Below are 26837 nucleotides of genomic sequence, written 5' to 3'. Positions count from 1 at the left end.
GGCCAGCGCGCCGACGGCGATCAGCGCTCCGGTACGGGTGTTGACGGCGGCGACGCTCGGCTCGTCGACGACGAGTCCGGCGCCCTTCACGAAGACCCGGGTGCGCGGGGGGTCTCGTACCGCAGTCGCTCGACGGGAGTCCCGCACCCGGCACAGGCGAGGGCCCCGTTGAGATGCCGCCGGCACGCGTGGCAGTAGTCCATGGGGCCCGCAGGCTATGCGGCCGAATACCGCCGCAGGTAGCTGCGGACGTGAGGATTCTGTGAGGAAACCGCAGGTCGTCGGCGGTGCGTCGTGAATCTCCCGCTTCGGTACGTGCTGCCGGGCACCGCACGGCGGGCCCCGGGCGGCGCAGCCCAGCGCGCGCCGCGACCCGGACGGCCGGACGATTCCAGGAGGACCGCGTAACGCGAACCCCCCTCGCCCGTGCCAGCACCGCACTCCGGAGGATCCGCCGTGACCGTCAGCCTTGAGCAGCTGCGTCGTTGCCATGTCGCCGTCGACCTGGGTGCCGCCCGCACCCGGGTCTTCGTGAAGGGCGCCGGACTCGTCGTCGACGAGCCGAGCGTCGCCGCCGTCAACACCCGTACCGGAGCGCTGATCGCCGTCGGCGCGCTGGCCGAGAAGATGACGGGCCGCACCCCCGACTACATCAGGGTCGTCCGCCCGGTCTCCGGCGGCACGGTCGTCGACATCGAGATGGCGCAGCGCATGCTCCGCCACCTCCTCGGCGAGAAGCTCCGCCGTCAGCTGCGCCGCAAGCCCCGGCTGCGCGCCGCCGCCTGCACCCCGCACGACAGCGACCCGCTCGCCCAGCGCGCCGCCGTGGAGACCCTCGTCGGTCTCGGGGCCCGCCGCGTCGAGCTGGTGGACACGCTCATCGCGGCGGCCGTGGGCTGCGGTCTTCCGGTCGAGCAGCCGACCGCGACGATGATCCTGGTCTGCGGCGCGGCGACCACGCAGGTCGCGGTCCTGTCGCTCGGTTCGATCGTCACGGCGGAGCGGATGCCGGTGGGCGGCGACGCCATCGACCACGCCGTCATCCAGCACCTGCGCCACCACCACGAGCTGATGCTGCCGAGCCAGTCGGTCCGGCCGCTGCAACTCGCCCTCAGCGGGAACGGTCTGACGCCGCACGGCCCGGCCTCGACCGAGATCCACGGCCGGGACGTCGCCACGGGCCTGGCCCGCTCGGTGACCGTCGACACCGCCGCCGTGCGGGAGGCCATCCACACCCCGCTGACGGCGGTCCTCGACGGCATCGGGAAGGTGCTGCGGGACTGCCCGCCGGACCTGGTGGCCGACCTCGCGGACCGCGGGATCATGATGGTCGGCGGCAGCGCCCTGCTGCCGGGCCTCGACCAGATGCTGCGCGAGGCGACCGGCATGCCGGTCCACATCGCCGAACGGCCCGACGTCTGCGCGGTCCTGGGGCTGGGCGCGATGCTGGAGGGCAAGGTCCAGCCGATGGTCCTCGACCCGCTGGCGGTGCGGGATCCGCTGGCGGACGAGGACTGAGCCGCCGTCGGACACAACACCACGAAAACGAACGATTCGTACGACAATGAGACCATGACGATCATGGACGAGGACGCGGATACGGACACGGCCGGGGACACCGACGAGGACGCGCTCCGCCTGCCCATGCTGCTCGAAGCGGTCCTCAGCGTCGGTACGGACCTCGAACTCCGCTCCACCCTCCAGCACATCGTGGACTCCGCCGCCCTCCTCATCGGGGCGCGCTACGGCGCGCTCGGGGTCGTCGACCCCGAGCGCGGCCGGATCACCGAACTGTTCACCTGCGGCATGACCGACGAGGAGCGGCAGCGCATCGGCCGCCTCCCCGACGGCCACACCGGGCTGCTCGGCGTGCTCGTCCAGGACCGGCGGCCGCTGCGGATCGACGACCTCGCGACCGACCCGCGCTCCTCCGGCGTCCCCCCGGGCCACCCGGAGATGCACTCCTTCCTCGGCGTCCCCATCCGGGTCCACACCGAGGTCTTCGGCAATCTCTACCTCACGGAGAAGCGCGAGGGCCGCTTCACCGAGGAGGACCTCTCGCTGCTCCGGGTCCTCGCCTCGCAGGCCGGCATCGCCATCGGCAACGCCCGGCTGTACGAGACCGCCCGCCAGCGGGAGCGCTGGATCGAGGGCGCGGCCGCGGTGACCACGGCACTGCTGACCGGCGCGTCCGCCGAGAACGCCCTGATGACGGTGGCCGAGCAGGCCCGCATCCTGGCCGACGCCTCGGCCGGGGTCGTCCTCCAGCCCACCCCCGAGGGCGGGATGGAGATCGTCGCCGCCTCGACGACGGACGATCCCGGCGACCTGATCGGCACGGCGATCGCGCCCGGCTCCCCCGTGCTCGTGCAGCTCCTCGGCGGGGAGCCCGTGTTCGTCGAGGACTCGGCGACCGACCCCCGGATGACCACCCATGTCCGGTCCCGCTTCGGTCCTTCGATGATGCTGCCCCTGCAGAGCGGCGGGAGGCTCATCGGCACGCTCGCCCTCCCCCGGCGGCGCGACGACCCGGTGTACACGGCGGTCGACCGGCTGCTGGCCTCGCAGTTCGCCTCGCAGGCGGCGCTCGCGCTGGTCCTCGCGGACGCGCGGCACGACAGGGAGCGGCTCGCGGTGTTCGAGGACCGGGACCGGATCGCCCGCGACCTGCACGACCTGGTGGTCCAGCGGCTGTTCGCCACCGAGATGATGCTGGAGTCCACCCGGCGGCGGGCCGCGGACTCCGCCGACCCGTCAGACCCGGGGGGCGACAGCGCGCTGCTCGGGCGGGCCGTGGACGAACTGGACTCCACGATCCAGGAGGTCCGTACGACCATCTTCGCGCTCCAGCAGCCGCCGGCCGACGCCCCGACCTCGTTCCGGGGGAAGGTGCTGCGGGAGACCGGCGGGGCGGCGGTCGTGCTGGGCTTCCAGCCGTCCGTGCACTTCGCCGGGGCCGTCGACACCCTGATCGGCGAGGAGACGGCCGACCGGCTCCTCGCGGCCCTGCGCGGGGCGCTCGCGGCGGCGCACCGGCGGCCGGGGGTCGGCGCGATCACGGTCGAGGTGTCGGCCGGAGGACCGGGCGGCGGGAGCGGGGCCGCGGAAGGCGATCCGGGGGCCAGGCTGCGGGTCACGGACGACGGCACACCGCCGACGACGGTGGACTGGCCGTAGCCGGCGCCGCCCCGGCGGTCCGGCGGGGCACCCCCCGGCGGTCCGGCGGGGCACCCCCCGGCGGTCCGGCGGGGCACCCGTACGGAGCAGCACCGCGCGCCGCGCGTGCCGCCCCGATCTTGACTGGGGACGTGGACACCGAGACCAAGCCATCGACCGCGGCGGCCTACCGCAACCTGGTGACGGCCACCATCGGCTTCACGCTGACCTTCTGGGCGTGGGACCTGATCGCGCCCCTCGCCAGCTGGTACGGCGACCGGCTCGAACTCAGCTCCTTCGAGCAGTCGCTGCTCGTCGCGGTCCCCGTCCTGGTCGGCTCGCTCGGCCGCATCCCGGCCGGCGCGCTGACCGACCGGTACGGCGCGAAGCTGATGTTCCCGCTGGTCTCGGCCCTGACGATCGTCCCCGTCCTGCTGCTCATCGTGGTCAAGGACACCTACGGCCTGCTGCTGGTCGTCGCCTTCCTCCTCGGTCTCGGCGGCACGACGTTCGCGATCGGCATCCCGCTGGTCAACTCCTGGTTCCCGCCGGAGAAGCGCGGTCTGGCGCTCGGCGTGTTCGGGATGGGCATGGGTGGTGTCGCGCTCTCCGGCTACTTCACCCCGCGCATCGCCAAGCACGGCGAGAACCTGCCGTTCATCGTGGTCGCCATCGCGCTCGCGGCGTACGCGGTGCTCGCCGCGCTCCTCATCACCGACCGCCCCGACCGGCCCGTCCCCACCGCCTCGCTGGCGACCCGGCTCGGCTCGGCCGCGCGGCTGCGGGTGACGTGGGAGCTGTCCGCGCTGTACGCGATCGGCTTCGGCGGCATCGTGGCGTTCGGCGTCTACCTGCCGACCTATCTGAAGACCTGGTACGAGCTCGACCCGACGGACGCGGGCACGAAGGCGGCCGGTTTCGCCCTGGTGACCGTGATCTTCCGGCCGATCGGCGGCTGGCTCTCCGACCGGGTCCACCCGGCGCTCGTCACCGCCGCCGCGCTCGGCGTGGTCGCGCTCCTCGCGATCGTGCAGGCCTTCGACCCGCCGCTGAACCCGGGCGGCACGATCGCCCTGCTGGTCATGGCGGCCGGTCTCGGCACGGCGAGCGGCTCGGTGTTCGCGCTGGTCTCGCAGGTGACCCCGCAGGCCAAGGTCGGCAGCGTGACCGGCATCGTCGGCGCGATGGGCGGGCTCGGCGGGTTCCTGCCGCCGCTCGTGATGGGCGCGATCTACAGCGCGAAGGACTCGTACTCGATCGGCTTCATGCTGCTGTCGGACCTGGCGCTCGCGGGCTGCGTCTACGCCTGGGGCCGGATGCGCGGGATCCGCCCGGAGGGCGGCGAGCCGACGCCGGAGCCCACGAAGGTCGCGGCGGTCCGCCCCTGACGACGGCCTCCGGGCCTCCGAGCCACCGCGCCTCCGGGCCACCGGACCGGGCCTCCGGGCCTCCGGGCCACCGCGCCTCCGGGCCACCGGACCGGGCCTCCGGGCCTCCGGGCCTCCGGGCAGAATGACCACCGGCGACCGACGCCCTCGACGACCACGAGGAGTACGACCGGTGAGTGCGCTCTTCCCCGCCCTGGAGGCCCCCTCCGACCGGCCCGCCCTGAGCTGCGGCCCGGACACCCTGACCTACGAGGAACTCGCGCGGGCCGCCGGAGCCGTGGCGGCCCGGATCCAGGGCGCCGGGCGGGTCGCCGTCTGGGCCACCCCGACCGCGCACACGGCGGTCGCGGTCGTCGGCGCCCTGCTCGCCGGCGTCCCCGCCGTCCCGCTCAACCCGCGGACGGGCGAACGCGAGCTGGCGCACATCCTCGGCGACAGCGAGCCCACGGCGGTGCTCGCGGGCGCCGGGGACGAGCTGCCCGCCGGACTCGCCGGGCTCCCCCGGATCGTCGTGGACCCGGCGGCGGACGGCCCGCCGGTCGCGGAGACGGCCGACCCCGCGTCGCCCGCCCTCATCGTCTACACCTCGGGCACCACCGGTCCGCCGAAGGGCGTCGTGCTGTCCCGGCGGGCGATCGCCGCCTCGCTCGACGCGCTCGCCGGGGCCTGGTCCTGGACGGCCGACGACATCCTCGTGCACGCCCTCCCGCTGTTCCACGTGCACGGGCTGATCCTCGGGATACTCGGGCCGCTGCGCCGGGGCGGCGAGGTGCGGCACCTGGGCGCGTTCTCGGTGGCGGGCGTGGCCCGGGAGCTGGGCGGCGCGGGCGGCGGCACGATGCTGTTCGGCGTACCGACGATGTACCACCGGCTCGCGGACGCGCTCGCCGGCGACGAGGCCCTGGCCGGGGCGCTCGCCGGGGCGCGGCTCCTGGTCTCCGGGTCGGCGGCGCTCCCGGTGCACGACCACGAGCGGATCGCGGCGGCGACGGGCCGGACCGTCGTGGAGCGGTACGGGATGACCGAGACCCTCATGAACACCAGCGTCCTGCCGGGCGGCGAACCGCGCCCCGGAACCGTCGGGGTGCCGCTCGCGGGTGTGGAGCTGCGGCTCGTGGACGAGGACGGCTCGGTGTCCGGGGCGTACGACGGGGAGACGGTCGGCGAGGTGCAGGTGCGCGGCCCGAACCTGTTCTCCGGCTACCTCAATCGGCCCGGGGCGACGGCGGAGGCCTTCGACGGCGACTGGTTCCGCACGGGCGACATGGCGGTGCGGGAGGCGGACGGCACCGTGCGGCTGGTGGGCCGGAAGGCCACCGACCTGATCAAGAGCGGCGGCTACAAGATCGGGGCGGGCGAGATCGAGAACGCGCTGCTCGACCACCCCGGGGTGCGCGAGGCGGCCGTCACCGGCGAGCCCGACCCGGACCTGGGCGAGCGGATCGTGGCCTGGGTGGTGCCGGAGGACGCCGGGAGCCCCCCGACGGCGGAGGAGCTGGCCGACCACGTGGCAGGGCTGCTCGCCCCGCACAAGCGGCCCCGGGTGGTGCGCCGGCTGGACGCCCTGCCGCGCAACGACATGGGGAAGATCCTCAAGAAGGCCCTGACCGAACGGGGTTGAGGGATCGGGCCCTCCTGGCATGGGCCTGGCCCCCCACCCGACGCGGTGCGGGCCGGGGCCCTTTCGGTACGACGCGGGCCGGGCCTCTCCTGGCATGGGCCTGGCCCCCTCCCGTACGACGCGGGCCGGGCCCCCTCCCGCGTCGCGCGAGAGGGGGCCCGGCCTTCCGGAGGTGTCCGCGGGCTACTTCACGCCCACCGCGCGGATCAGTTCCTGCGTGACCGAGCCGCCCCGGTCGTCGCGCGCCCCCGCCCGCAGCGAGACGGACCCGGCGCCGGACGGGACGCGCAGCTCCCCGTCCCAGGCGGCGCCGTGCCGCGCCTTGCGGAGGGCGACCTTCGTCCAGGTCCTGCCCTCGTCGTACGAGACCTCCAGGGTGGCGCCGCTGATGGTGCCGGTGTGGGCGGCGCCCTTCACGTACTCGGCGAAGATCCCGACGGGCAGCCTGCGTCCGGCGCGGACGTCGCCGTGGAGGTCGGTGTCCACGTCGAAGCCGAGGTTGAGCATCGGCAGGTAGGTGACCCGGTCGCCCGGGGTCTCGGCGGACCGGAAGGTCCACTCGCTGTGGCCCTGGGAGCCGAGCCGCCAGCGCGCCGGGTCGAGCGTGGTGTCGGTGACGACCTTGAAGGTCGACTCCTTCGCCGGGGCGTCCCAGGCGTAGGCGCCGGAGCTCGTCTTGCGGTCGACGCGGGTCCCGTTGACGTACACCTCGGTGTACTGGGTCATCGACTCGTCGTTCCAGACGTCGCCGAAGCCGGTGTGGTCGGTGCCGGAGTCGCCCCAGCCGGGGGTGTTGAAGCGCAGGTCGTTGCCGGTGCGCTGCTGGCCCCAGCCGAGGCCGGTGCCCAGCCAGGGGTGCCAGACGGGGCCGAACCAGTCGAGGTCCACCCGGCTGCCGCCCCGGTAGGACGGGGTGCCGCCGCGCTGCTCCAGGGACTCGCCGAGGTCGACGGACTCGTGCCAGCGCTGGCCGGTGCCGGTGGAGACGTACTCGGTGCGCTCGGTCGGGAAGGCGATCCACTCCTTGAAGCCGAAGCCGATCGGGAAGGTGTCGGTGATCGAGAAGCGGAACTCCCCGCCCAGTTCCTCGCGCCTGGTCGGCATGCGGAACGTGGAGTGGATGGTGGCCAGTTCGTGCTTGCCGGGGCGGAAGACGAGGTCCGTACCGATGGCGCCGGGGTGGCCCTCGGAGAGGTCGTAGGTGTACGGGGTGAAGCGGGTGCCCGTCAGGTCGACGCGCTTGCCGCGGGCGGCACCGGCGGCGAGGCGGCGGGCGTCGGCGCTGTTGACGGTGGCGACGGCGAGCGGCCGGTCCTGGTAGTCGGCGGTGCCGAACCACTTCATCAGCCGGCCGGGCCGGTCGTCGGTGACGAACAGGGCCTTGGCACCGGCGTCCTGGGCGGTCTGGGCGAGCTGCGCCGGGTCGGCGCCGTCGGCCAGGCGGACGAGGACGGCCTTGCCGGTGACGTTCCGGCCGCGGTACTCGGCAGGGGTGCCGGTGCCCGCGTCGACGAGGCCGAGGCGGTGGCCGCCCTCCAGCAGGGTGGCGCCGGCCTGCGGGGTGGCGTCGGAGAGGCGGGAGCCGTCGACGCCGGCCTCCAGCATCGGCTTGCCCAGGCGCCAGACCGTCCGGTACTCGAAGGTGCCGGTGGCGGGCCTGCGGGTGGGCGCAGCGAAGATCGAGTCGTACAGGGCCGGGACCTGGACGGCTCCGCCGTAGGAGGCGCCGTTCGCCTTCCGGTCGAACTCCATCAGGAGCTGCCGGGTCTCGGTGCGCCGGTCGACCTCGGCGCGGATCTCGCGGAGCCGCCGTCCGTCGAGGGTGATCTCGCGGTCGCGGTCGAGGGTGATCTCCGGCTCGGAGAGGAAGCCGAGGCCGAGGGAGTCGGCGCCGTGGGAGCCGCGGACGTCGAGGAAGGTGTCGACGGCGTACGTGCCGGGCTTCAGGCGGAGTTCGAGGGTGCCGGACTCGCCGACGGCGGCCGGGAAGGGGTCGACGCCCGCGGTGAGCTGCTGCACGCCGAGGGATGCGGGGGCGGGGGCACCGTCGCGGTCCTTGACGTGGACGGTGAGGGTGTAGCGCTCCTCCTCCTTGACGAGGCCGAGCGCGGTGTGGGCGACGACCGCGCCGGCGGCGGTGGCGGTGACCCGGCCGGAGGACCGGCCGACGGGGGCCTTGGCGCCGTCGCCGGTGACGGTGGTGCTCGCGGTTCCGTGGGCGGGGACGGTGAGGGTGGTGTCGGCGAGCGCGGCGACTCCGGCCGGCATCCCCTCGACGGCCAGAGCCAGCCCGACCGGGGTGTCGGAGGAGTTGGTGTAGGTGACGGTCCTGGTGACCGGCTTGTTCGTCTCGTACGGCCAGGCGACGAAGCCGAGGTCGGCGGAGCCGGTGGCGGTCACGTCCGCGGTGATGGCGGCAGGTACGTCGACGCGGCCGGAGCCGAGGGCGTACGCGGAGGCGTCGAGCGTCTTCGACGAGGACATCAGCGCGTTCTTGAGCCCGGTGGCGGTCCAGTCGGGGTGCTTCTCGGCGAGCAGGGCGGCGACGCCGGCGATGTGCGGGGTCGCCATGGACGTTCCGCTCATCGAGGTGTAGAGGCCGCTGCCGGGAGCGAGCTGGGAGCGGGCGGCGAGGATGTCCACGCCGGGCGCCGACAGGTCGGGCTTGAGGGCCTGGTCGCCGTGGCGGGGGCCCTGGCTGGTGAAGTAGGCGGCCTCGTCGGCGGAGTCGACGGCGCCGATGGTGAGCGCGGAGTCGGCGGCGCCGGGCGAGCCGATGGAGCCGGGGGCGCCGGAGTTGCCGGCGGCGATGACGAAGAGGGCGCCGGTCTCGGCGGTGAGGGCGTTCACGGCCTGGGCCATCGGGTCGGTGCCGTCGCTGGCCTCGCGGGAGCCGAGGCTCATCGACACGATCTTCGCGTCGACGTCCTTGGCCGCCCACTCCATGCCGGCGATGATCTGCGACTCGCTGCCGGAGCCCTCGTCGCTGAGGACCTTGCCGACGGCGAGGGTGGCGCCGGGGGCGACGCCCTTCTCCGCGCCGTCCGAACCGGCGCCGCTGCCGCCGACGGTGGAGGTGACGTGGGTGCCGTGGCCGTCGCGGTCGGCGACCTCCTGGCCCTCGATGAAGGACTTCGACTCGGCGACGCGGCCCACGAGGTCGGGGTGGCCGAGGTCGGCGCCGGTGTCGAGGACGGCGACCTTCACGCCCTTGCCGGTGAGCCCGGCCTCCCAGGCCTTCGGGGTGCCGATCTGGGCGTTGGACTCGGCCATGGCGGCCTTGACCCGGCCGTCGAGCCAGACCTTGGCGGGAGCGGCGGAGCGCGCGGCCGGGGCCGCGGTGAAGCCGCGCCAGAAGGCGGCGGGGTCGGTGGCGGTGACGGCGGCGCCGCCGATGCTGGGCAGCGGGCGGACGGTCTCGGCGCCGCGCGGGGCCGCCGTCGCGGCGCGGGCCCCCTTGCCGCCGTAGGTGACGATCAGCGGGAGTTCGCCGGTGACGCCCTGCTCGACGAGGCCGGTGACGTCGAAGAGCCGCGGGTCGAGGGCGCCGGAGTCCAGGTAGGGGCGGGCCTCGTCGGGCACGACCGTGACCCGGCCGTTCGCGATCCGGCTGCGTATCGCGCCGGTGGCGCCCGCGGCCCGGTCGACGGTGACGGTCTGCCGGCCGCCGCCGAGGTCGGTGAGGGTGACGCGGTCGCCGGTGACGAGGGTGACGGTGCTGCCGGCCGCCGTCCGCTTGAAGGTGTCCGGGACGGCCGGTGCGGTGGTCCCGGCGGCGGCGGTCTGCCCGGCCGAGAGCATCACGAGGGAGACGCCCGCGGCGATCAGCGCGGCTCTCCCCCTGCCGAAGGGTGTGGGCCTCGACGTCATCGTTGGAACTCCTCGTGGACCCGGGGTCGGGGGTGTTTCCGGGTGCCGCGAGGAGTCTTGGCCAGGCGGGCGGGAGTTGACTCCGCTCCGCCCTGGCGGTTATGCGCCGTGGCGGCCAACCGCCAGAACAGGACGTGCCGTTCGGGGAGAATTGATCACGGAGTCGGGCCGAGGGCGTCGTACCGGCGGAAACCGCGCCCGTACAGCGCGAGGGCGCCGACGGCGAGGACGCAGGCGATCCCGCCGCCGGTGACGGCGACCGCGGGCGAGGTCAGGTCGGCCACCGAGCCGGCCAGGAAGTCCCCGAGCCGGGGCCCGCCGGCGACCACCACGATGAACACGCCCTGGAGCCGGCCGCGCATCTCGTCCGGCGCCGCGACCTGCATCATCGTGTTCCGGAAGATCATCGAGACGGTGTCGGAGTACCCGGCGACGGCCAGCAGGAGCAGCCCCAGCCAGAGGTTCCGGGTGAGCCCGAAGGCGGCGATGGCGGTCCCCCAGCAGGCGACGGCGAGCAGGATCGCCTGGCCGTGGTGCCGGACGCGCCCCTGCCAGCCGGAGAGCACCCCGCCGAGCAGCGCCCCGCAGGCGGGCGCGGCGACGAGGAGTCCGGCGGTCTTCGCGTCGCCGCCGAACCAGAGCACGGCGATGGCGGGGAACAGGGCGCGGGGGTGGGCGAGGATCATCGCGCAGAAGTCCGAGAGGAACGTCATGCGCAGGTTGGGCCGGGTCGCGAGGAACCGGAGTCCGTCGACGACCGAGGCGCGCTTCCCGCCCTCCTTGCGGTCCGGCAGCATCGACGGCAGCCGCCACATCGCGTAGAGGCTCGCGGTGAAGGCGAGGGCGTCCACGAGGTACGCGGTCTGGTACCCGGCGAAGCCGACGATGAGTCCGCCGAGGCTGGGCCCGACGAGCATGCCGAAGGTGGTGACCATGGAGTTCAGCGCGTTGGCGGCGCGCAGCTGCTCGGGCGGCAGCAGCCGCGGGATCATCGAGGACCGGGCGGGCGCGTTGAGCGCGGCGCAGACGGCCTGGAGGGCGACGATCCCGTAGAGGAACCAGACCCGGTGGAAGCCGGCGAGGGCGGCGGAGGCGAGCCCGACGGACAGCACGGCGGAGCCGCAGGCGCTGTAGAGCCCGAGCCTGCGGCGGTCGACGGTGTCGGCGATGGCGCCGCCGTAGAGCCCGAAGACGACGAGCGGCACGAGCGAGAACAGCCCGACGAGCCCGACGGAGAAGGGCGACCGGGTGATGTCGTACACCTGGAGGGAGACGGCCAGGGACGTCATCCCCTGGCCGACCCAGGACACGGCGCCGCCGAACCAGAGGCGGCGGTAGTGGGCGGAGGTCCGCAGCGGGGTGAGGTCGGCGAACAGCCGCCGCCGGTCGGGAGCGGGGGCCGGGGGCCTCTTCGACGTGGTCGGCCGCGAGGGCTACGACACGGTGCTCTGCCACGGGGTCCTGGAGTACGTCGACGACCCCGCCGAAGGCGTGCGGAACGCGGTCGCCGCGCTCCGGGCCGGCGGCAGCCTCAGCCTGCTCGCCGCCGGGGTCGGCGCGCAGTTCTACGTGACCTCGGCGAACCGCACGGACGCCCCGTGGACGTACACCACGGAGTCCGGCAAGACGATCGCGGACACCTGGAACACCCAGTACTCCCAGGGCGTCACCGACCTCACGGTCCACGGCCCCAACGGCTTCGTCCGCCGCTTCCGCTCCCCCGGCAAGACGGCCGTCCCCGAGGTCACGGCCCGCCACAACGCGACCGGGGGAACCCTGGACCTGACCTTCACCAACGCGGGTACGACCGCGAGCGTGACCCTCGTCAACGCCTACGGCGGCGCCCGGAAGACGCTGTCCGTCGCGAAGGGCGCCACGGTCACCCACAGCGTCGCCGTCTCCGCCGCCCACCACTGGTACGACGTCACCGTCACGTCCTCCGCGAGCACGGACTACGTCCGCCGGCTCGCGGGCCACGTCGAGACCGGCACGGCGAGCGTCTCGGACCCGGCCATCCTCACGTACTGACACCCCGGCGGAACCCCCGGGCCCGGACCCGCCCCCGGGCCCGGGGGTTCCGCGGACCCGGGCACGAGGCGGATCCGGTCGCCGCGCAGGCCGCCGCGCCCGCCCTGATAATCGGAGGTGGGCGATCCCGGCCCGGCCGCCGAGCAGGCATCCGCGGCCCCACGGCCCGGGCCCGCCCGGCCGGGAACCGCACGCTGCGAGGTGACTGCCATGAGCCAGCACACATCCGCCGGGGGACGGGGGGACACCGGTGCCGCACCGGGAAGGACACACCGGTCCGGAGGGGGCGTCGCGGGCGGCGGCACCGTGTTCGCCGCGGTCCTCCTCACCCTCGCGGGCATCCTCGCCATCCTCCAGGGCATCGCGGCCATCGCCGAGGACGACGTCTACGCCCGCGTCGGCGGCTACGTCTTCGCGTTCGACCTGACCTCCTGGGGCTGGATCCACCTGATCCTCGGCATCCTCGTCACCCTGACCGGCGCGGGCCTCTTCCAGGGCGCGAACTGGGCCCGGGCCGCCGGCGTCTTCCTGGCCGGCCTCAGCATGATCGCCAACTTCCTCTGGCTGCCGTACCAGCCCTGGTGGGCGCTCACCCTCCTGGCGATCGACGTGTTCGTCATCTGGGCCCTGTGCTCCAGCTGGTCGCACACCGCCGCCGACTGACCCGGCCCGGCCCCGTGAGGCGGTCGCGGCACCCCGGGGGGACCGAGCAGAAAGGGTTCCGATGCCCCGGAAAGCCACCACGGCGCTGCGCGCGGCGCGCGGTGCGACCCCGAAGGAGCGGGCGGCGCTCGGCAAGAAGGCCCGGCGCCACGCGCCGCGGTCCGGCCACGCCGAGTACCGACCGCCCGCCGACCGGCCCGACCCGCTGACCATCCTGGAGACGCAGTCGGCGACCCGGGTCCCCGAACTCGTCCCGATCCGCTACGGCCGCATGATCGAGTCGCCGTTCCGCTTCTACCGCGGCGCGGCCGCCATCATGGCGTCCGACCTGTCCCCCACCCCGCGCTCGGGTCTCACCGCCCAACTGTGCGGGGACGCGCACATGCTGAACTTCCGCCTCCTCGCCTCGCCCGAACGCCGGCTGATGTTCGACATCAACGACTTCGACGAGACGCTCCCCGGACCCTGGGAGTGGGACGTCAAACGGCTGTCGACGAGCTTCGTCATCGCCGCCCGCGCCAACGGCTTCGACGACGCCGAACGGACCCGCATCGTCCGGGACACCGTCCGCTCCTACCGCGAGGCCATGATCCGGTTCGCGGGCATGCGCACCCTCGACGTCTGGTACGCGACGATCGACTCCGAGCGCCTCGCGGCCCTGGGCTCGACCCTGCTCGGCAGGCGCGGGCGGAAGAACCTGGCCCGCGCCATGACGAAGGCCCGCGGCCGGGACAGCCTCCAGGCCTTCGACCGGCTCACCGAGACCACCGACGGGCACCCCGTGATCGCGGCCGACCCCCCGCTGCTCGTCCCCATGGGCGACCTCCTCCCCGACCTCCAGCGCGCCGCCCTCGAACGGCGGTTCCACGACCTGATCGGGGAGTACGGCACCACCCTGACCTCGGACCGGCGCACGCTCCTGGCGGACTACCGGCTGACGGACATCGCCCGCAAGGTGGTAGGGGTCGGCAGCGTCGGAACCCGGTGCTGGATCTTCCTGCTCCTCGGCCGGGACGACGAGGACCCGCTCTTCCTCCAGGCCAAGGAGGCCGACACCTCCGTACTCGCCCCGTACGTGGGCGCCAGCGCGTACCGCAACCAGGGCGAGCGCGTCGTCTCCGGCCAGCGGCTGATGCAGGCCACCAGCGACATCTTCCTGGGCTGGCAGCGCGTGGACGGGATCGACGGCCGCAAGCGCGACTTCTACGTGCGGCAGCTGCGCGACTGGAAGGGCATCGCCGTCCCCGAACGGATGGGCCCCGGGGACATGCGGGCCTTCGGCGACCTGTGCGGGCTGACGCTGGCGCGCGCCCACGCGCGGTCCGGCGACCGGATCGCGATCGCCTCCTACCTCGGCCGTGGCGACTCGTTCGACCGGGCCCTCGCGCGCTTCGCCGAGGCCTACGCCGACCAGAACGAACGCGACCACCGGGCCCTGGTCGACGCCGTACGGGCGGGCCGGCTGCCCGCCGAGGAGACCTCGTGAACGCAACCGGGCGCGGTCACGGCGGGGCGGGCGGTCCGCCCCGCTCCCCGCCCCTCGCCTCCAGCCCGCGCAGACGCCGGCCCTCCTGGACCGCCCCCAGCAGGAACCGGGCCGCCACACCGATCAGCAGGAAGTTGGCGGTCATCTGTCCGGTGGTCAGCAGCCGGGCCACCTCGGTGCGCGGGCTGATGTCGCCGAAGCCGACCGTGCTGAACACCGTCATCGTGAAGTAGAGGGCGTCGGTCCGGGTCAGCGCCTCGGTGAAACTGGCGGGCTCGCTGCGCCCCAGCAGGTAGTAGGTGGCGGCGAACATCAGCACGAAGAACGGCAGCGTCGCGGCCACCGCCGCGACGGCCCGGAGCCCCGGCCGCGCCGAGTGCATGATCGTACGCACCTGCCAGGCGATGAGCAGGCCCACCAGGGCGACGCCGGCGACCAGCACCACCACGGTGGCGACGCTGAACGACGAGTCCAGCGGCAGCAGGTAGTAGGCGGCGAGCACCGCCGTAAGGGACAGGACCGCCTGAGCGACGGTCAGCACGGCCGACCGCCGGTCCCCCGGTGTGCCGTCCACGTTTCCCCTCTCGGTCGCATCGGCCGGTCCGGCCGGTCCGGCCGGTCCGGCCGGTCCGGTCGCTTCGGTCGCATCCGTCGCTCCGGTCGCACGGAGCCCCGCGGTCGTCCCGCACCCGGCCGGCCGGGCGGTGACTGTCCCAGGTGTTCTGGGCCCGGCGCGGCAGGCGCACCGGCGGGTCACCGGTCCGGCGGCATCCGCCCCGGCGTGCGGCGGGCCCCGGAGCGGCGCACCCTGGAGGAAGTTCGTCCCGCCGGACCGCGGCCTCCCAACGAACAGGCGGCCGTGGCCCGTCACGATCGGCAGGAGATCGGCCATGAAGGACTCCGCGGTGAACCTGGCGGTGGACTACCCGCTGCTGAACATGTTCTGGACCATGCTGATTCTCTTCCTGTGGATCCTCTGGTTCATGCTGCTCTTCCGGATCATCGGCGACATCTTCCGCGACGACGGGCTCAACGGCTGGGGCAAGGCGGGGTGGACCGCGTTCGTCGTCCTGCTGCCCTTCCTGGGCGTGTTCGTCTATCTGATCGCCCGCGGCCGGTCGATGGGCGAGCGCGAGCTGAACCGGGTCCGGCAGAACGAGGAGCAGTTCCGCTCGTACGTACGTGAGACCGCAGGCGGCGGCGGATCGGGCCACGCGGACGAACTGGCCCGGCTGGCGGACCTGAAGAGCAGCGGCGCGATCACGGAGGCCGAGTTCGCGCAGGCCAAGGCCAAGGTCCTGGCGAGCTGACGGACCGGCGGAGTACGCCGCGGGCGCGGCGCCCGCGGCGTACTCAGGTGCGGGGCGCTTGTGCCGGGCCGCGTGCTCGCCCCGGCACCGTGCGGGGCTCCCCGGACCGACGCGCTCCCCTCGGCACCATGCGGGGTGCTCCCGAGCCCGAGATCGAGTTCACGCGGCCGACCGCGCGGAGCCGGCAGGCGACGGCGGCGGCACGGCACCGAGGAGGGCCGTCCATGGCGGAGAACGACGCCCACCCCCCGGACCCCGGCGGCGGGAAGCCGGAGCAGCCCCTGGAGGCGGACCGGCTGCGCGACCTGCTCCTCGCCCCGGGCTATCTCAAGGCCCTGGTCTTCTCCGCCGTCATCGGCGTGCCGGTGTCGCTCGTCGCGTTCTGGTTCCTGGTCGCCCTGCACGAGCTGGAACACGTCATGTGGGCCGACCTGCCCCGGGACCTGGGCTGGGACACCCCGCCGTGGTGGTGGCCGCTGCCGCTGTTCCTGGTCGCGGGGGTCGTCGTCGGGCTGATCGCCCTGCGGCTGCCCGGCGGGGGCGGGCACGTGCCGGCCTCGGGCCTCCACGCCGGCGGGACCTCGCCCGCGATGCTGCCGGGCGTCCTGCTCGCCGCCGCCGCGAGCCTTCCCCTCGGTGCCGTCCTGGGCCCGGAGGCGCCCCTGATCGCGCTGGGCGGTGGTCTCGCCCTGCTGTTCCGGGACCTCGCGCGCGCGCCGGCGACGCCGAAGAGCACCGCGCTGCTCGGCGCGGCGGGCGCCGCGGCCGCGATCGCGGCGATCTTCGGCAATCCGCTGGTCGCCGCCGTGCTCCTGATGGAGGTGGTGGGGGCCGGCGGGCCGCAGCTGTTCGCCGTGATGCTGCCCGCCCTGCTGTCCAGCGGCGTCGGGGCCCTGGTCTTCACCGGCATCGGGCACTGGACGGGGCTGGAGACGGGGAGCCTGAGCCTGCGGCTGCCGATGCCGTTCCCCCGGCTGGATGTCGGGGACGTGCTCTGGACGGTTCCCTTCGCCCTCGCAGTCGCCCTGCTGCTGCACCCGGTGCTCGGGGCCGCCCGGCGGGTCGCCGCCTTCGTCTCGGCGGGGCTGCTGACGCGGACCGCGCTGTGCGCCGTGGCGGCCGCGGCCTGCGCGACGCTCTACACCCTGGCGACCGGCCGCTCCCCGGCGGAGGTGGCGCTGTCGGGCCAGGCGACCATGGGGCAGCTGGCCACCGACCCGCACGCCTGGGGGGTCGGGGCGCTGATCGCCGTCCTGGTCTTCAAGGGGACCGCGTACGCCCTCTGCCTGGGCAGTCTGCGCGGCGGTCTCGTCTTCCCGGCCCTCTTCCTGGGGGCCGCCGCCGGGGTCCTGCTGGCCCCGCTGCCCGGCCTGGGCCTCGTACCGGCCATGGCGGCGGGCATGGGCGCCACCGCGGCCGCCACCCTCCGGCTGCCCGTCAGCAGCGTCGTCCTGGTCTCACTGCTGCTGGGCGGGACCGAGATGATCCCGATCGTGATCCTCGCGGCCGTGATCGCCTTCGTCACCACGGAACTGCTGCCGACGCCCGAGCCGGCCGGAGCTGCGTCATCCGGGTGACTTCGGCGTGTCGAAGCCCTCGGGGCCGCGCCCTCTGTCCACACACTGGGAGAAGAGGCACGACCCGGGCCGAGAGGGCCGGGGCCCGCCTCGCCCGACCAGCACCTCCGCTGGTCAGAACGATTCTGCGGGCACCACGAAGTGGTGGGGCGGGTGGGACTCGAACCCACGGCCGACGGATTATGAGTCCGCTGCTCTAACCGGCTGAGCTACCGCCCCGTACGGTGCGGCGCGTACATGTGTGCGCGCCGTCTGCCGCAGCATAGCCGCTCATACGATCTCCTGCTCCGGAAGATCGGCTCTGCTGACCATGAAGACCGCGCCGCGCGCCGCATGGTTCCCCGAGACGCGAAAAAGGACCCCGAAGGGTCCTCTTCCGTTCCGCTCCCCCGACTGGACTCGAACCAGTAACCCTCCGGTTAACAGCCGAATGCTCTGCCAATTGAGCTACAGGGGATCGCGCTCCCCCGACTGGACTCGAACCAGTAACCTGCCGGTTAACAGCCGGCTGCTCTGCCAATTGAGCTACAGGGGATTGCTGCGTTGCACCGAACGTACCCACTCCGGATGCTCCGGGCGGGCGGTTGCTCGCTGCGACACATACATTAGCGCAAGCAGGGGGGTGCTCCGCCAATCGGTATGGCCGTGGGCACCCCGGGGCATCAGCCATGCATCAGGCGAGCTCTCCAGGGAAGGTGGTGGACATGCGATACAAGCTGACGTTCGTCGTAGGACTCGCCCTCGGTTTCGTGGTCGGCACGCGGGCCGGTCGCGAGCGGTACGAGCAGATGAAGAAGTCCGCGAAGGAGTTCACGCGGAACCCGGCCGTGCGCAACGCCGCCGAGTCCGCCGCCCAGACCGGGCGGCAGGTCGCGGGCAAGGCGGCGCACGTCGTGGGCGACAAGGTGGGCGACCGGCTGCCGTCCTCGGTGACCGACCGGTTCCACGCGCTCTCCGGGCGCGGCGGGGCCAACGGGAAGGTCGTCGACGACGACTGGGGCACCAGCAACACCTGAACCGCCCGCGTGCGGCAGAATCACGTGTCATGGGGATAGTCGCCGGACTCGACAGCTCAGCGGAGTTCACACGCATCGTCGTCTGTGACACGGACACGGGTGCCGTACTGCGGCAGGGATACGCCCCACACCCGGGCGAACCCAAGGCCGTCGACGTCGACCCGCAGACCTGGTTGCTCTCCCTCGGGGAGGCCGCCACCGGCGGCATCCTGGAGGGCGTGCAGGCCATCGGGGTCTCCGCGCAGCAGCACGGGCTCGTGCCGCTCGACGCGCAGGGCGGCCTCGTGCGGCCCGCGCTCGTCCGGAACGACAAGCGCGCCCAGGTCGCGGCCGCCGACCTCGTCGAGTCGCTCGGCGGCCGCCAGGCCTGGGCCGAGGCCGTCGGCTCGGTGCCCGGCGCGGGGCAGCCGGTGGCCAAGCTGCGCTGGCTGGCCCGCACCGAACCCGAGCACGCCCGGCGGGTCGCGATGGTCCTCCAGCCGCACGACTGGCTGGTCTGGCAGCTCCTGGGCCGGCCCGCCCGGCGCACCACCGACCGCGGCGCCGCGTCCGGCACCGGCTACTGGTCGGCCCGCACCGGCACCTACCGGCCCGACCTCGTCGAGCTGGCCCTCGGCCACCAGGCCGTGCTGCCCGAGGTCCTCGGCCCGGCCGAGGCGGCCGGCACCACGCCCGAGGGGCTCCTCATCTCCGCCGGTACGGGCGAGACGATGGCCGCCGCGCTGGGCCTGGGGCTCGGCCCCGGCGACGCGGTGGTCTCGCTCGGCGCCTCCGGCTCCGTGATGGCCGTCCACCACGAGGCCCTCGCCGACCCCGGCGGCATGATCACCTCCTTCGCGGACGCCACCGGGATGCACCTGCCGGTCGTCCACACCTCCAACGCGGTCCGGGCGCTGCGCGGCACCGCGGAGATGCTCGGCACCGAGTCCCTCGACGAGCTGTCCGCGCTGGCCCTGAAGTCGACCCCGGGTGCCTCCGGGCTGGTCCTGCTGCCCTATCTGGAGGGCGAGCGGACCCCGAACCTGCCGAACACCGCGGGCACGCTCAGCGGGCTGCGGCGCGAGTCGATGAAGCCCGAGCACCTGGCGCGGGCGGCGTTCGAGGGCATGCTGTGCGCGCTCACCGACGCCCTGGACGTGCTGCGCCGGCGCGGGGTCGAGGTGCGCCGGGTGTTCCTGCTCGGCGCCGCGGCCTCGCTCCCGGCGGTCCAGGCGCTGGCGCCCGCGCTGTTCGGCGCGCAGGTCGTCGTCCCCCAGCCCGCCGACTACGCGGCGCTCGGCGCGGCCCGGCAGGCCGCCTGGGCCCTCGGGGTGGCACGGGGCACGCTGTCGCCGTCCGCTCCCCCGGCCTGGCAGGGCGCGGCCGCGCAGATCCTGGAGGCGGGCGACGACCTGCCCGCGGGCCGGGCGGTGCGGCAGCAGTACGTGGCGACCCGGGACCAGCTGCACCCGGGGGCGTTCGGTTCCTGAGGCCGGCCGCGGGGCCCGGACCCCGTTCGTAAAGTCTTCCCCAGGGCTCCCCCCGCACCCCGAAACGGAGTCGTAACGCCCCGGGCGGGCGGGCGATAGTGGAGCCGTGCTCATAAGACTTCTCCGAACCCACCTCGGGCCCTATCGAAAACCCATCGCCCTGCTCGTCCTGTTGCAGTTCCTGCAGACCTGCGCGAGCCTCTACCTGCCGACCCTGAACGCGGACATCATCGACAACGGTGTCGTCGCCGGGGACACCGGCTACATCCTGCGCTTCGGCGCCCTGATGGTCGGCGTCTCCGTCGTCCAGGTCGTCTGCAACATCGGGGCCGTGTTCTACGGCGCCCGCACCGCCTCCGCGCTGGGCCGGGACGTGCGCGCCGCGGTCTTCGACCGCGTGCAGTCGTTCTCCGCCCGGGAGCTGGGGCACTTCGGCGCGCCCTCGCTGATCACCCGGACGACCAACGACGTGCAGCAGATCCAGATGCTGGTCCTGATGGCGTTCACCCTGATGGTGTCCGCGCCCATCATGTGCGTCGGCGGCATCGTGATGGCCCTCGGGCAGGACGTGCCGCTCTCCGGTGTGCTGCTCGCGGTGGTGCCGGTCCTCGCCGTCTCGGTCTCCCTGATCGTCCGGCGGATGCGGCCGCTCTTCCGGACGATGCAGGAGCGCCTCGACACGGTGAACCGGGTGCTGCGCGAGCAGATCACCGGCAACCGGGTGATCCGGGCGTTCGTGAAGGACGACTACGAGGAGGAGCGGTTCCGCGGCGCCAACGCGGAGCTGACCGAGGTGTCGATGGCGACCGGCCGGCTGATGGCGCTGATGTTCCCGGTCGTCATGACCGTCGTGAACGTCTCCAGCGTGGCGGTCGTCTGGTTCGGCGCGCACCGCATCGACAGCGGCGGGATGCAGATCGGGGCGCTGACCGCGTTCCTCGCGTATCTGATGCAGATCGTGATGGCGGTCATGATGGCCACCTTCATGTTCATGATGGTGCCCCGGGCCGAGGTCTGCGCCGAGCGCGTCGAGGAGGTCCTCGCGACCGAGTCCAGCGTGGTGCCGCCGGTGAAGCCGGTGACCACGCTCCACCGGCGGGGCCATCTGGAGGTCCGGAGCGCGGACTTCCGGTACCCCGGCGCGGAGGAGTCCGTCCTCAAGGACGTCCGTCTGGAGGCCCGCCCCGGCGAGACCACCGCGATCATCGGCTCGACCGGCAGCGGCAAGTCCACCCTCCTCGGACTCGTCCCCCGGCTCTTCGACGCCACCGGCGGCGAGGTCCTCGTCGACGGCGTCGACGTCCGCGACCTCGCCCCCGACCTCATGGCCCGCACCGTCGGACTCGTCCCCCAGAAGCCCTACCTCTTCTCCGGCACCGTCGCCACCAACCTGGAGGCCCGCCCCGGCGAGACCACCGCGATCATCGGCTCGACCGGCAGCGGCAAGTCCACCCTCCTCGGACTCGTCCCCCGGCTCTTCGACGCCACCGGCGGCGAGGTCCTCGTCGACGGCGTCGACGTCCGCGACCTCGCCCCCGACCTCATGGCCCGCACCGTCGGACTCGTCCCCCAGAAGCCCTACCTCTTCTCCGGCACCGTCGCCACCAACCTCCGCTACGGCAGACCCGACGCCACCGACGAGGAACTCTGGCACGCCCTCCACGTCGCCCAGGCCGCCGACTTCGTCCGGAACCTGGAGGCCGGGCTGAACGCGCCGATCGCCCAGGGCGGCACCAACGTCTCCGGCGGACAGCGGCAGCGGCTCGCCATCGCGCGGACCCTGGTGCAGCGGCCGGAGATCTACCTGTTCGACGACTCGTTCTCCGCGCTCGACTACGAGACGGACGCCCTGCTGCGGGCCGCGCTCGCCCGGGAGACGGCCGACTCGACCGTCGTGATCGTCGCCCAGCGGGTCTCCACCATCCGGGACGCCGACCGGATCGTCGTCCTGGACGAGGGCCGGGTCGTCGGCACCGGACGGCACCAGGAGCTGATGGCGGACAACGAGACGTACCGGGAGATCGTGCTCTCCCAGCTCACCGAGGCGGAGGCAGCCTGATGGCCGGTCCTGGCGGACGCATGATGGCCGGTGGCGGCCCCGACCAGCGGTCGATGGACTTCAAGGGCTCCGGCAAGCGGCTGCTGAGGCAGCTGGCGCCCGAGCGCGGCACGCTCTGGCTGATGCTGGTCGCGGGCGTGCTGTCGGTGGCGGCCTCCGTGGTCGGCCCGAAGATCCTCGGCAAGGCGACCGACCTCGTCTTCGCGGGCGTCGTCGGACGGCAGATCGAGGGCGGCACCAAGGCGGAGGCCGTCGAGAGGCTGCGGGCCTCGGGCGACTCGGGCATGGCGGACATGCTGAGCGGGGTGGACTTCACGCCGGGGCAGGGGATCGACTTCTCCGCCGTCGGCGAGGTGCTCCTCGTGGTCCTCGGCGTGTACGTGGCGGCGGGCCTGCTGATGCTGGTCTCCACCCGGATGTCGATCAAGGTGATCAACCGGACGGTCTACCGGATGCGGGAGGACGTCCAGACGAAGCTGGCGCGGCTGCCCCTGTCGTACTTCGACAAGGCCAAGCGCGGCGAGGTGCTGTCGCGGGCGACCAACGACATCGACAACATCTCGCAGACCCTCCAGCAGTCGATGGGCCAGCTGATCAACTCGCTGCTCACGATCGTCGGCGTGCTCGCGATGATGTTCTGGATCTCGCCGCTTCTCGCGCTCGTGGCGCTGGTCACGGTGCCGGTCTCGATCCTCGTCGCGGCGAAGATCGGGAAGCGCTCGCAGCCGCACTTCGTGCAGCAGTGGAAGTCCACCGGCGCGCTCAACGCGCACGTGGAGGAGATGTACAGCGGGCACGCCCTGGTGAAGGTGTTCGGCCGGCAGGACGAGTCCGCGAGGGACTTCCGCGAGCAGAACGAGGCGCTGTACGAGGCCGGGTTCAAGGCGCAGTTCAACAGCGGTGTGATGCAGCCGGTGATGTTCTTCATCTCGAACATCAACTACGTGCTGGTGGCCGTGGTCGGCGGTCTGCGGGTGGCGAGCGGCACGCTCTCCATCGGCGACGTGCAGGCCTTCATCCAGTACTCGCGCCAGTTCTCGATGCCGCTGACGCAGGTCGCGTCGATGGCGAACCTGGTGCAGTCCGGCGTGGCGTCCGCCGAGCGGATCTTCGAGCTGCTCGACGCGGAGGAGCAGGAGCCCGACGCGCCGGCCGGCCAGCTCGCCGGCACCCCGGCCGGGGACTGGGAGGCGGCCGGCCTCAAGGGGAAGGTGGCCCTGGAGGGCGTCTCCTTCCGCTACGAGGCCGACAAGCCGCTCATCGAGGACCTGTCCCTCACGGTGGAGCCGGGCCAGACGGTCGCGATCGTCGGCCCGACCGGGGCCGGCAAGACGACCCTGGTGAACCTGCTCATGCGGTTCTACGAGGTCACCGGCGGCCGGATCACCCTCGACGGGGTGGACATCGCCGGGATGTCCCGGGAGCGGCTGCGGACCGGGATCGGCATGGTCCTCCAGGACACCTGGCTGTTCGGCGGGACCATCGCGGACAACATCGCGTACGGCGCCACGCGCGCGGTGACCCGGGCGGAGATCGAGGAGGCGGCGCGGGCCGCGCACGCCGACCGTTTCGTCCGCACCCTGCCCGAGGGGTACGACACGGTCATCGACGACGACGGGGCGGGGGTCAGCGCGGGCGAGAAGCAGCTGATCACCATCGCGCGGGCGTTCCTGTCCGACCCGGTGATCCTCGTCCTCGACGAGGCCACCAGCTCGGTCGACACCCGGACCGAGGTCCTCATCCAGAAGGCGATGGCCCGACTGGCCCACGGGCGCACCTCGTTCGTCATCGCGCACCGGCTCTCCACGATCCGGGACGCCGACGTGATCCTGGTGATGGAGAACGGCTCGATCGTCGAACAGGGCACCCACGAGGAGCTGTTGGCCTCGGGCGGGGCGTACGCCCGGCTGTACGCGGCGCAGTTCGCTCAGGCGGTGGCGGAGGTCGACTGACGGGGCGGGTGACCCGTGCCGCATCATGTGCGGCACGGGTCACACAGTCAGAGATTCCTGGGTGCCGTCGGTCACCCTCCGGATCGGGGCCGGAAGCGTGGAGGGGCTCGACTAGTCCAGGTAGCCCCGCAGCTGGTCCGCGTACGCGTGGTCGCGGAGTTTGCCGAGGGTCTTGGACTCGATCTGGCGGATGCGTTCGCGGGTCACGCCGAAGATGCGGCCGATCTCCTCCAGGGTGCGGGGCCTGCCGTCGTCGAGGCCGTAGCGGAGCTGCACGACCTTCCGTTCGCGTTCGCCGAGGGTGGAGAGCACGTCCTCCAGGTGGCGGCGGAGCAGCAGGAAGGCGGCGGACTCCACGGGGGAGGTGGCGTCGCCGTCCTCGATGAGGTCGCCGAGGGCGACGTCGTCCTCCTCGCCGACGGGGGTGTGGAGGGACACGGGCTCCTGGGCGAGGCGGAGCACCTCGCCGACCCGCTCGGGGGGCACGTCCAGCTGGGCGGCGACCTCCTCGGCGGTGGGTTCGTAGCCGCGTTCCTGGAGCAGGCGGCGCTGGACGCGGATGACGCGGTTGATGAGTTCGACGACGTGCACGGGGACGCGTATGGTCCGGGCCTGGTCGGCCAGGGCCCGGGACATCGCCTGGCGGATCCACCAGGTGGCGTACGTGGAGAACTTGTAGCCCCGCGCGTAGTCGAACTTCTCGACGGCCCTGATGAGGCCGAGGTTTCCCTCCTGGACGAGGTCCAGCATGGTGAGGCCGCGGCCCACGTACCGCTTGGCGACGGAGACGACGAGGCGGAGGTTGGCCTCGATGAGCCTGCGCTTGGCGATCCGGCCCAGGACGACGATCCGGTCCAGGTCGCCGGCCAGCCGGGTGTCCAGATCGGGGGTGTTGGTGAGTTTCTCCTCGGCGAACAGCCCCGCCTCGACGCGCCGGGCGAGTTCGACCTCCTCCTCGGCGGTGAGCAGCGGGATGCGGCCGATCTCGCGGAGGTACTGGCGGAAGAGGTCGGAGGAGGGCCCGTTGCCGCCGGGATCGGGGCGGCGGCTCTGGGGTGGTGTCTCCGGCTGCTCGTCCGGTGCGGCGGCGGGCGGTTCCTGGGACACGATCCGGGTCTGCACGGCGGGCGACCTCCAGGGGGTGATCGCTGCCGGTCCGGGGGCGTAGGGCAGCGCGACGACACCGTCACCCAGTGTGGGGTACGACACAGTGAGCCCACGAGGGGCGTGCGGTGACTTTTTGAGACCGGGGCGTGACTGACCGTGCGTCAGAGGGCGGCGGCGCCGTTGTTCCGGAGGGACTGGCCGTACTGGGTGAGGACCCAGAGTTCGTTCTGGACGGCGCCGACCTGCTCGGGGTCGCCGTGGGCGCCGAGGCGGGCCAGGGTGCCCTGGACCTCGCGGATGCGCCGGTCGACGGCGCGGAGCCGGACGGTGACCAGCTGGTCGCCGGCGTAGGCCTCGTCGACGGTCTTGGCGAAGATCGTCTCGACGGCGAGTTCGGTGACGAGGGCGCGGACGGTGTCGTTGGGAGCGGCCTCGCGGACGGTGGCGAGGTAGTCGGAGGGGGCTCCGGTGGCGCCGCCGGCGTCCTGGACGCACTGGCGGACGGCCGCGTAGGGCGGGGCGGTGAACTCGTCGATGCCGTAGGCGTCGAAGGCCGGGGAGACGAGTTCGGGGCGCTGGAGCGCGAGCTTGAGGAGTTCGCGCTCGGTGCGGTGGGCGGGGCTGCGCAGGTTGAGCGCGGGTCCGGAGGGGACGGGGCGACAACGGCTCGGCCCGCGTGATCTTCACCTTCGACGGCGACGCCGCCGGCCAGAAGGCCGCCCTGCGCGCCTTCGAGGACGACCAGAAGTTCGCCGCCGAGACCTACATCGCCATCGCCCCCGACGGCATGGACCCCTGCGACCCGCTTGACGACGAACTGGGTGTCGAGGATGCCGAGCATGCCGGCGAGCTGGACGGCGACCTCGTGCTGGGCGCCGATGTTCTTGATGCGGGCGACGACGGGCGCGGCCTCGTCGAGGGCGGCGGCCCGGCCGGCCGGGGTCTCCAGGTCGTAGCGCCTCACGATCTGGCGGAGCGCGAACTCGAAGAGCGGGGTGCGGGGCTGGACGAGGTCGGCGACGGCCTCGTCGCCCTTGGCGAGCCGCAGGTCGCAGGGGTCCATGCCGTCGGGGGCGATGGCGATGTAGGTCTCGGCGGCGAACTTCTGGTCGTCCTCGAAGGCGCGCAGGGCGGCCTTCTGGCCGGCGGCGTCGCCGTCGAAGGTGAAGATCACGCGGGCCGAGCCGTTGTCCATGAGGAGCCGGCGGAGGATCTTGATGTGGTCGCCGCCGAAGGCGGTGCCGCAGGTGGCGATGGCGGTGGTCACGCCGGCCAGGTGGCAGGCCATGACGTCGGTGTAGCCCTCGACGACGACGGCGCGGCTGACCTTGGCGATGTCCTTCTTGGCCAGGTCGATGCCGTAGAGCACCTGGGACTTCTTGTAGATCGGGGTCTCGGGGGTGTTGAGGTACTTGGGTCCGTTGTCGTCGTCGCGGAGCCTGCGCGCGCCGAAGCCGACGATCTCCCCGCCGACGTCCTTGATCGGCCACATGAGACGGCCGCGGAAGCGGTCGATGGGGCCGCGGCGGCCGTCCTGGGAGAGGCCGGAGAGGATCAGCTCCTTGTCGGAGAAGCCCTTGCCGCGGAGGTAGCGGGTGAGGTGGTCCCAGCCGGCCGGAGAGTAGCCGACGGCGAAGTGGGCGGCGGCGGCCTGGTCGAAGCCGCGCTCGGCGAGGAACTTCCGGCCGATCTCGGCCTCGGGCGAGTCGAGTTGGTCGACGTAGAACTGGGCGGCGACCTTGTGCGCCTCGATCAGGCGGATGCGCTCCCCGCGCTGGTGGCCGGGGTTGTAGCCGCCCTCCTCGTACCGCAGGGTGATGCCCGCCTTGGCGGCGAGGCGCTCGACCGTCTCCGAGAAGGAGAGGTGGTCGATCTTCATCACGAAGGCGATGGTGTCGCCGCCCTCCTGGCAGCCGAAGCAGTGGAAGAGTCCCTTGCCGGGGCTGACCTGGAAGGAGGGCGACTTCTCGTCGTGGAAGGGGCAGAGGCCCTTGAGGTTTCCGCCGCCCGCGTTGCGGAGCTGGAGGTACTCGGACACGACGGCGTCGATCGGGACCGCGTCCCGGACCGCCTTCACGTCGTCATCGTTGATCCTGCCTGCCACGCATGAAGTGTACGGGGGTCCGGGGGTGGTC

Annotated in this window: 18 protein-coding genes, 3 tRNA genes and 1 pseudogene; 13 read left to right on the top strand and 9 right to left on the bottom strand. The window is 73.2% G+C overall.

The annotated features are described in order from the left end of the window. Window positions 1-156: rod shape-determining protein (locus EAO70_RS19900; RefSeq protein WP_187284027.1), on the bottom strand; the 156-nt coding region annotated here is incomplete at its 3' end. A gap of 300 nt (window positions 157-456) precedes the next feature. Between EAO70_RS19900 and EAO70_RS19895 the strand changes: the two genes are divergently transcribed. The 4 genes from EAO70_RS19895 to EAO70_RS19880 all read left to right on the top strand — a co-directional run bounded on the left by EAO70_RS19895 (window position 457) and on the right by EAO70_RS19880 (window position 6165). After that, a complete protein-coding gene (locus tag EAO70_RS19895; RefSeq protein WP_148004230.1) occupies window positions 457-1518 on the top strand; it encodes a rod shape-determining protein in 1062 nt (353 codons plus the stop codon). A 63-nt stretch (window positions 1519-1581) separates the two neighbouring features. Next, window positions 1582-3177 (top strand): GAF domain-containing protein, encoded by a 1596-nt coding sequence (locus EAO70_RS19890; RefSeq protein WP_148005252.1) that lies wholly within the window; start codon window positions 1582-1584, stop codon window positions 3175-3177. Between the two features lie 131 nt (window positions 3178-3308). Continuing rightward, entirely contained in the window at window positions 3309-4544 is a 1236-nt protein-coding gene (locus EAO70_RS19885; protein WP_148004229.1) for an MFS transporter, read from the top strand. 172 nt (window positions 4545-4716) lie between these two features. After that, window positions 4717-6165, top strand: a complete 1449-nt coding sequence (locus EAO70_RS19880; RefSeq protein WP_148004228.1) for an acyl-CoA synthetase — start codon at window positions 4717-4719, stop codon at window positions 6163-6165. A gap of 183 nt (window positions 6166-6348) precedes the next feature. Here EAO70_RS19880 and EAO70_RS19875 read toward each other — a convergent pair whose 3' ends face one another. Together EAO70_RS19875 and EAO70_RS19870 are read right to left on the bottom strand one after the other, a co-directional pair. Then, window positions 6349-10035: a S8 family serine peptidase gene (locus EAO70_RS19875; RefSeq protein WP_148004227.1), complete on the bottom strand. Its 3687-nt coding sequence runs from the start codon at window positions 10033-10035 to the stop codon at window positions 6349-6351. A 155-nt stretch (window positions 10036-10190) separates the two neighbouring features. Beyond that, complete coding sequence (locus tag EAO70_RS19870) at window positions 10191-11411, bottom strand: MFS transporter (RefSeq protein ID WP_148004226.1); 1221 nt, start codon at window positions 11409-11411, stop codon at window positions 10191-10193. Here EAO70_RS19870 and EAO70_RS19865 point away from each other — a divergent pair. The 3 genes from EAO70_RS19865 (at window position 11395) to EAO70_RS19855 (ending at window position 14212) form a co-directional block, all read left to right on the top strand. Then, window positions 11395-12063: a phospholipase domain-containing protein gene (locus EAO70_RS19865; protein ID WP_148004225.1), complete on the top strand. Its 669-nt coding sequence runs from the start codon at window positions 11395-11397 to the stop codon at window positions 12061-12063. The two genes, EAO70_RS19870 and EAO70_RS19865, sit on opposite strands and share 17 nt — an antisense overlap. 210 nt (window positions 12064-12273) lie before the next feature. Beyond that, entirely contained in the window at window positions 12274-12726 is a 453-nt protein-coding gene (locus EAO70_RS19860) for a hypothetical protein (RefSeq protein WP_187283956.1), read from the top strand. Between the two features lie 61 nt (window positions 12727-12787). Next, window positions 12788-14212: a DUF2252 domain-containing protein gene (locus tag EAO70_RS19855; RefSeq protein WP_148004224.1), complete on the top strand. Its 1425-nt coding sequence runs from the start codon at window positions 12788-12790 to the stop codon at window positions 14210-14212. A 16-nt stretch (window positions 14213-14228) separates the two neighbouring features. On the opposite strand, the gene EAO70_RS39355 is transcribed toward EAO70_RS19855, so the two are convergent. Next, window positions 14229-14786, bottom strand: coding sequence for a potassium channel family protein (locus EAO70_RS39355; RefSeq protein WP_261992952.1), 558 nt, complete (start codon window positions 14784-14786; stop codon window positions 14229-14231). 316 nt (window positions 14787-15102) lie between these two features. Here EAO70_RS39355 and EAO70_RS19845 point away from each other — a divergent pair, with 316 nt between their 5' ends. Beyond that, complete coding sequence (locus tag EAO70_RS19845) at window positions 15103-15522, top strand: SHOCT domain-containing protein (protein ID WP_148004222.1); 420 nt, start codon at window positions 15103-15105, stop codon at window positions 15520-15522. A gap of 224 nt (window positions 15523-15746) precedes the next feature. Further along, window positions 15747-17099 (top strand): chloride channel protein, encoded by a 1353-nt coding sequence (locus EAO70_RS19840; RefSeq protein ID WP_148004221.1) that lies wholly within the window; start codon window positions 15747-15749, stop codon window positions 17097-17099. 142 nt (window positions 17100-17241) lie between these two features. On the opposite strand, the gene EAO70_RS19835 is transcribed toward EAO70_RS19840, so the two are convergent. The 3 genes from EAO70_RS19835 to EAO70_RS19825 form a co-directional block, all read right to left on the bottom strand. After that, window positions 17242-17318 (bottom strand) — tRNA-Ile (locus tag EAO70_RS19835). A gap of 165 nt (window positions 17319-17483) precedes the next feature. After that, window positions 17484-17556 (bottom strand) — tRNA-Asn (locus tag EAO70_RS19830). 5 nt (window positions 17557-17561) lie between these two features. Beyond that, window positions 17562-17634: transfer RNA gene (locus tag EAO70_RS19825), tRNA-Asn, on the bottom strand. Between the two features lie 169 nt (window positions 17635-17803). Between EAO70_RS19825 and EAO70_RS19820 the strand changes: the two genes are divergently transcribed. The 4 genes from EAO70_RS19820 to EAO70_RS19805 all read left to right on the top strand — a co-directional run bounded on the left by EAO70_RS19820 (window position 17804) and on the right by EAO70_RS19805 (window position 23595). Continuing rightward, on the top strand, window positions 17804-18115 hold the full coding sequence (locus EAO70_RS19820; protein ID WP_148004220.1) for a YtxH domain-containing protein: 312 nt from the start codon (window positions 17804-17806) through the stop codon (window positions 18113-18115). Between the two features lie 29 nt (window positions 18116-18144). After that, window positions 18145-19584 (top strand): FGGY family carbohydrate kinase, encoded by a 1440-nt coding sequence (locus tag EAO70_RS19815; protein WP_148004219.1) that lies wholly within the window; start codon window positions 18145-18147, stop codon window positions 19582-19584. Between the two features lie 106 nt (window positions 19585-19690). After that, window positions 19691-21643: an ABC transporter ATP-binding protein gene (locus EAO70_RS19810; RefSeq protein ID WP_148004218.1), complete on the top strand. Its 1953-nt coding sequence runs from the start codon at window positions 19691-19693 to the stop codon at window positions 21641-21643. Continuing rightward, the gene (locus EAO70_RS19805; RefSeq protein WP_148004217.1) at window positions 21643-23595 is read left to right on the top strand and encodes an ABC transporter ATP-binding protein; all 1953 of its coding nucleotides are present in this window, start codon (window positions 21643-21645) and stop codon (window positions 23593-23595) included. Before EAO70_RS19810 ends, EAO70_RS19805 begins: the two co-directional genes overlap by 1 nt. Window positions 23596-23706: 111 nt before the next feature. Here EAO70_RS19805 and EAO70_RS19800 read toward each other — a convergent pair whose 3' ends face one another. Then, window positions 23707-24804 (bottom strand): sigma-70 family RNA polymerase sigma factor, encoded by a 1098-nt coding sequence (locus EAO70_RS19800; RefSeq protein WP_261992951.1) that lies wholly within the window; start codon window positions 24802-24804, stop codon window positions 23707-23709. A gap of 59 nt (window positions 24805-24863) precedes the next feature. Beyond that, window positions 24864-26806: pseudogene (dnaG, locus tag EAO70_RS19795) on the bottom strand (DNA primase). Between the last annotated feature and the right edge of the window lie 31 nt (window positions 26807-26837).

It is taken from the genome of Streptomyces sp. adm13(2018), assembly GCF_008042145.1.
Lineage (GTDB): Bacteria > Actinomycetota > Actinomycetes > Streptomycetales > Streptomycetaceae > Streptomyces.
This window is presented reverse-complemented; position numbering and strand designations above follow the sequence as displayed.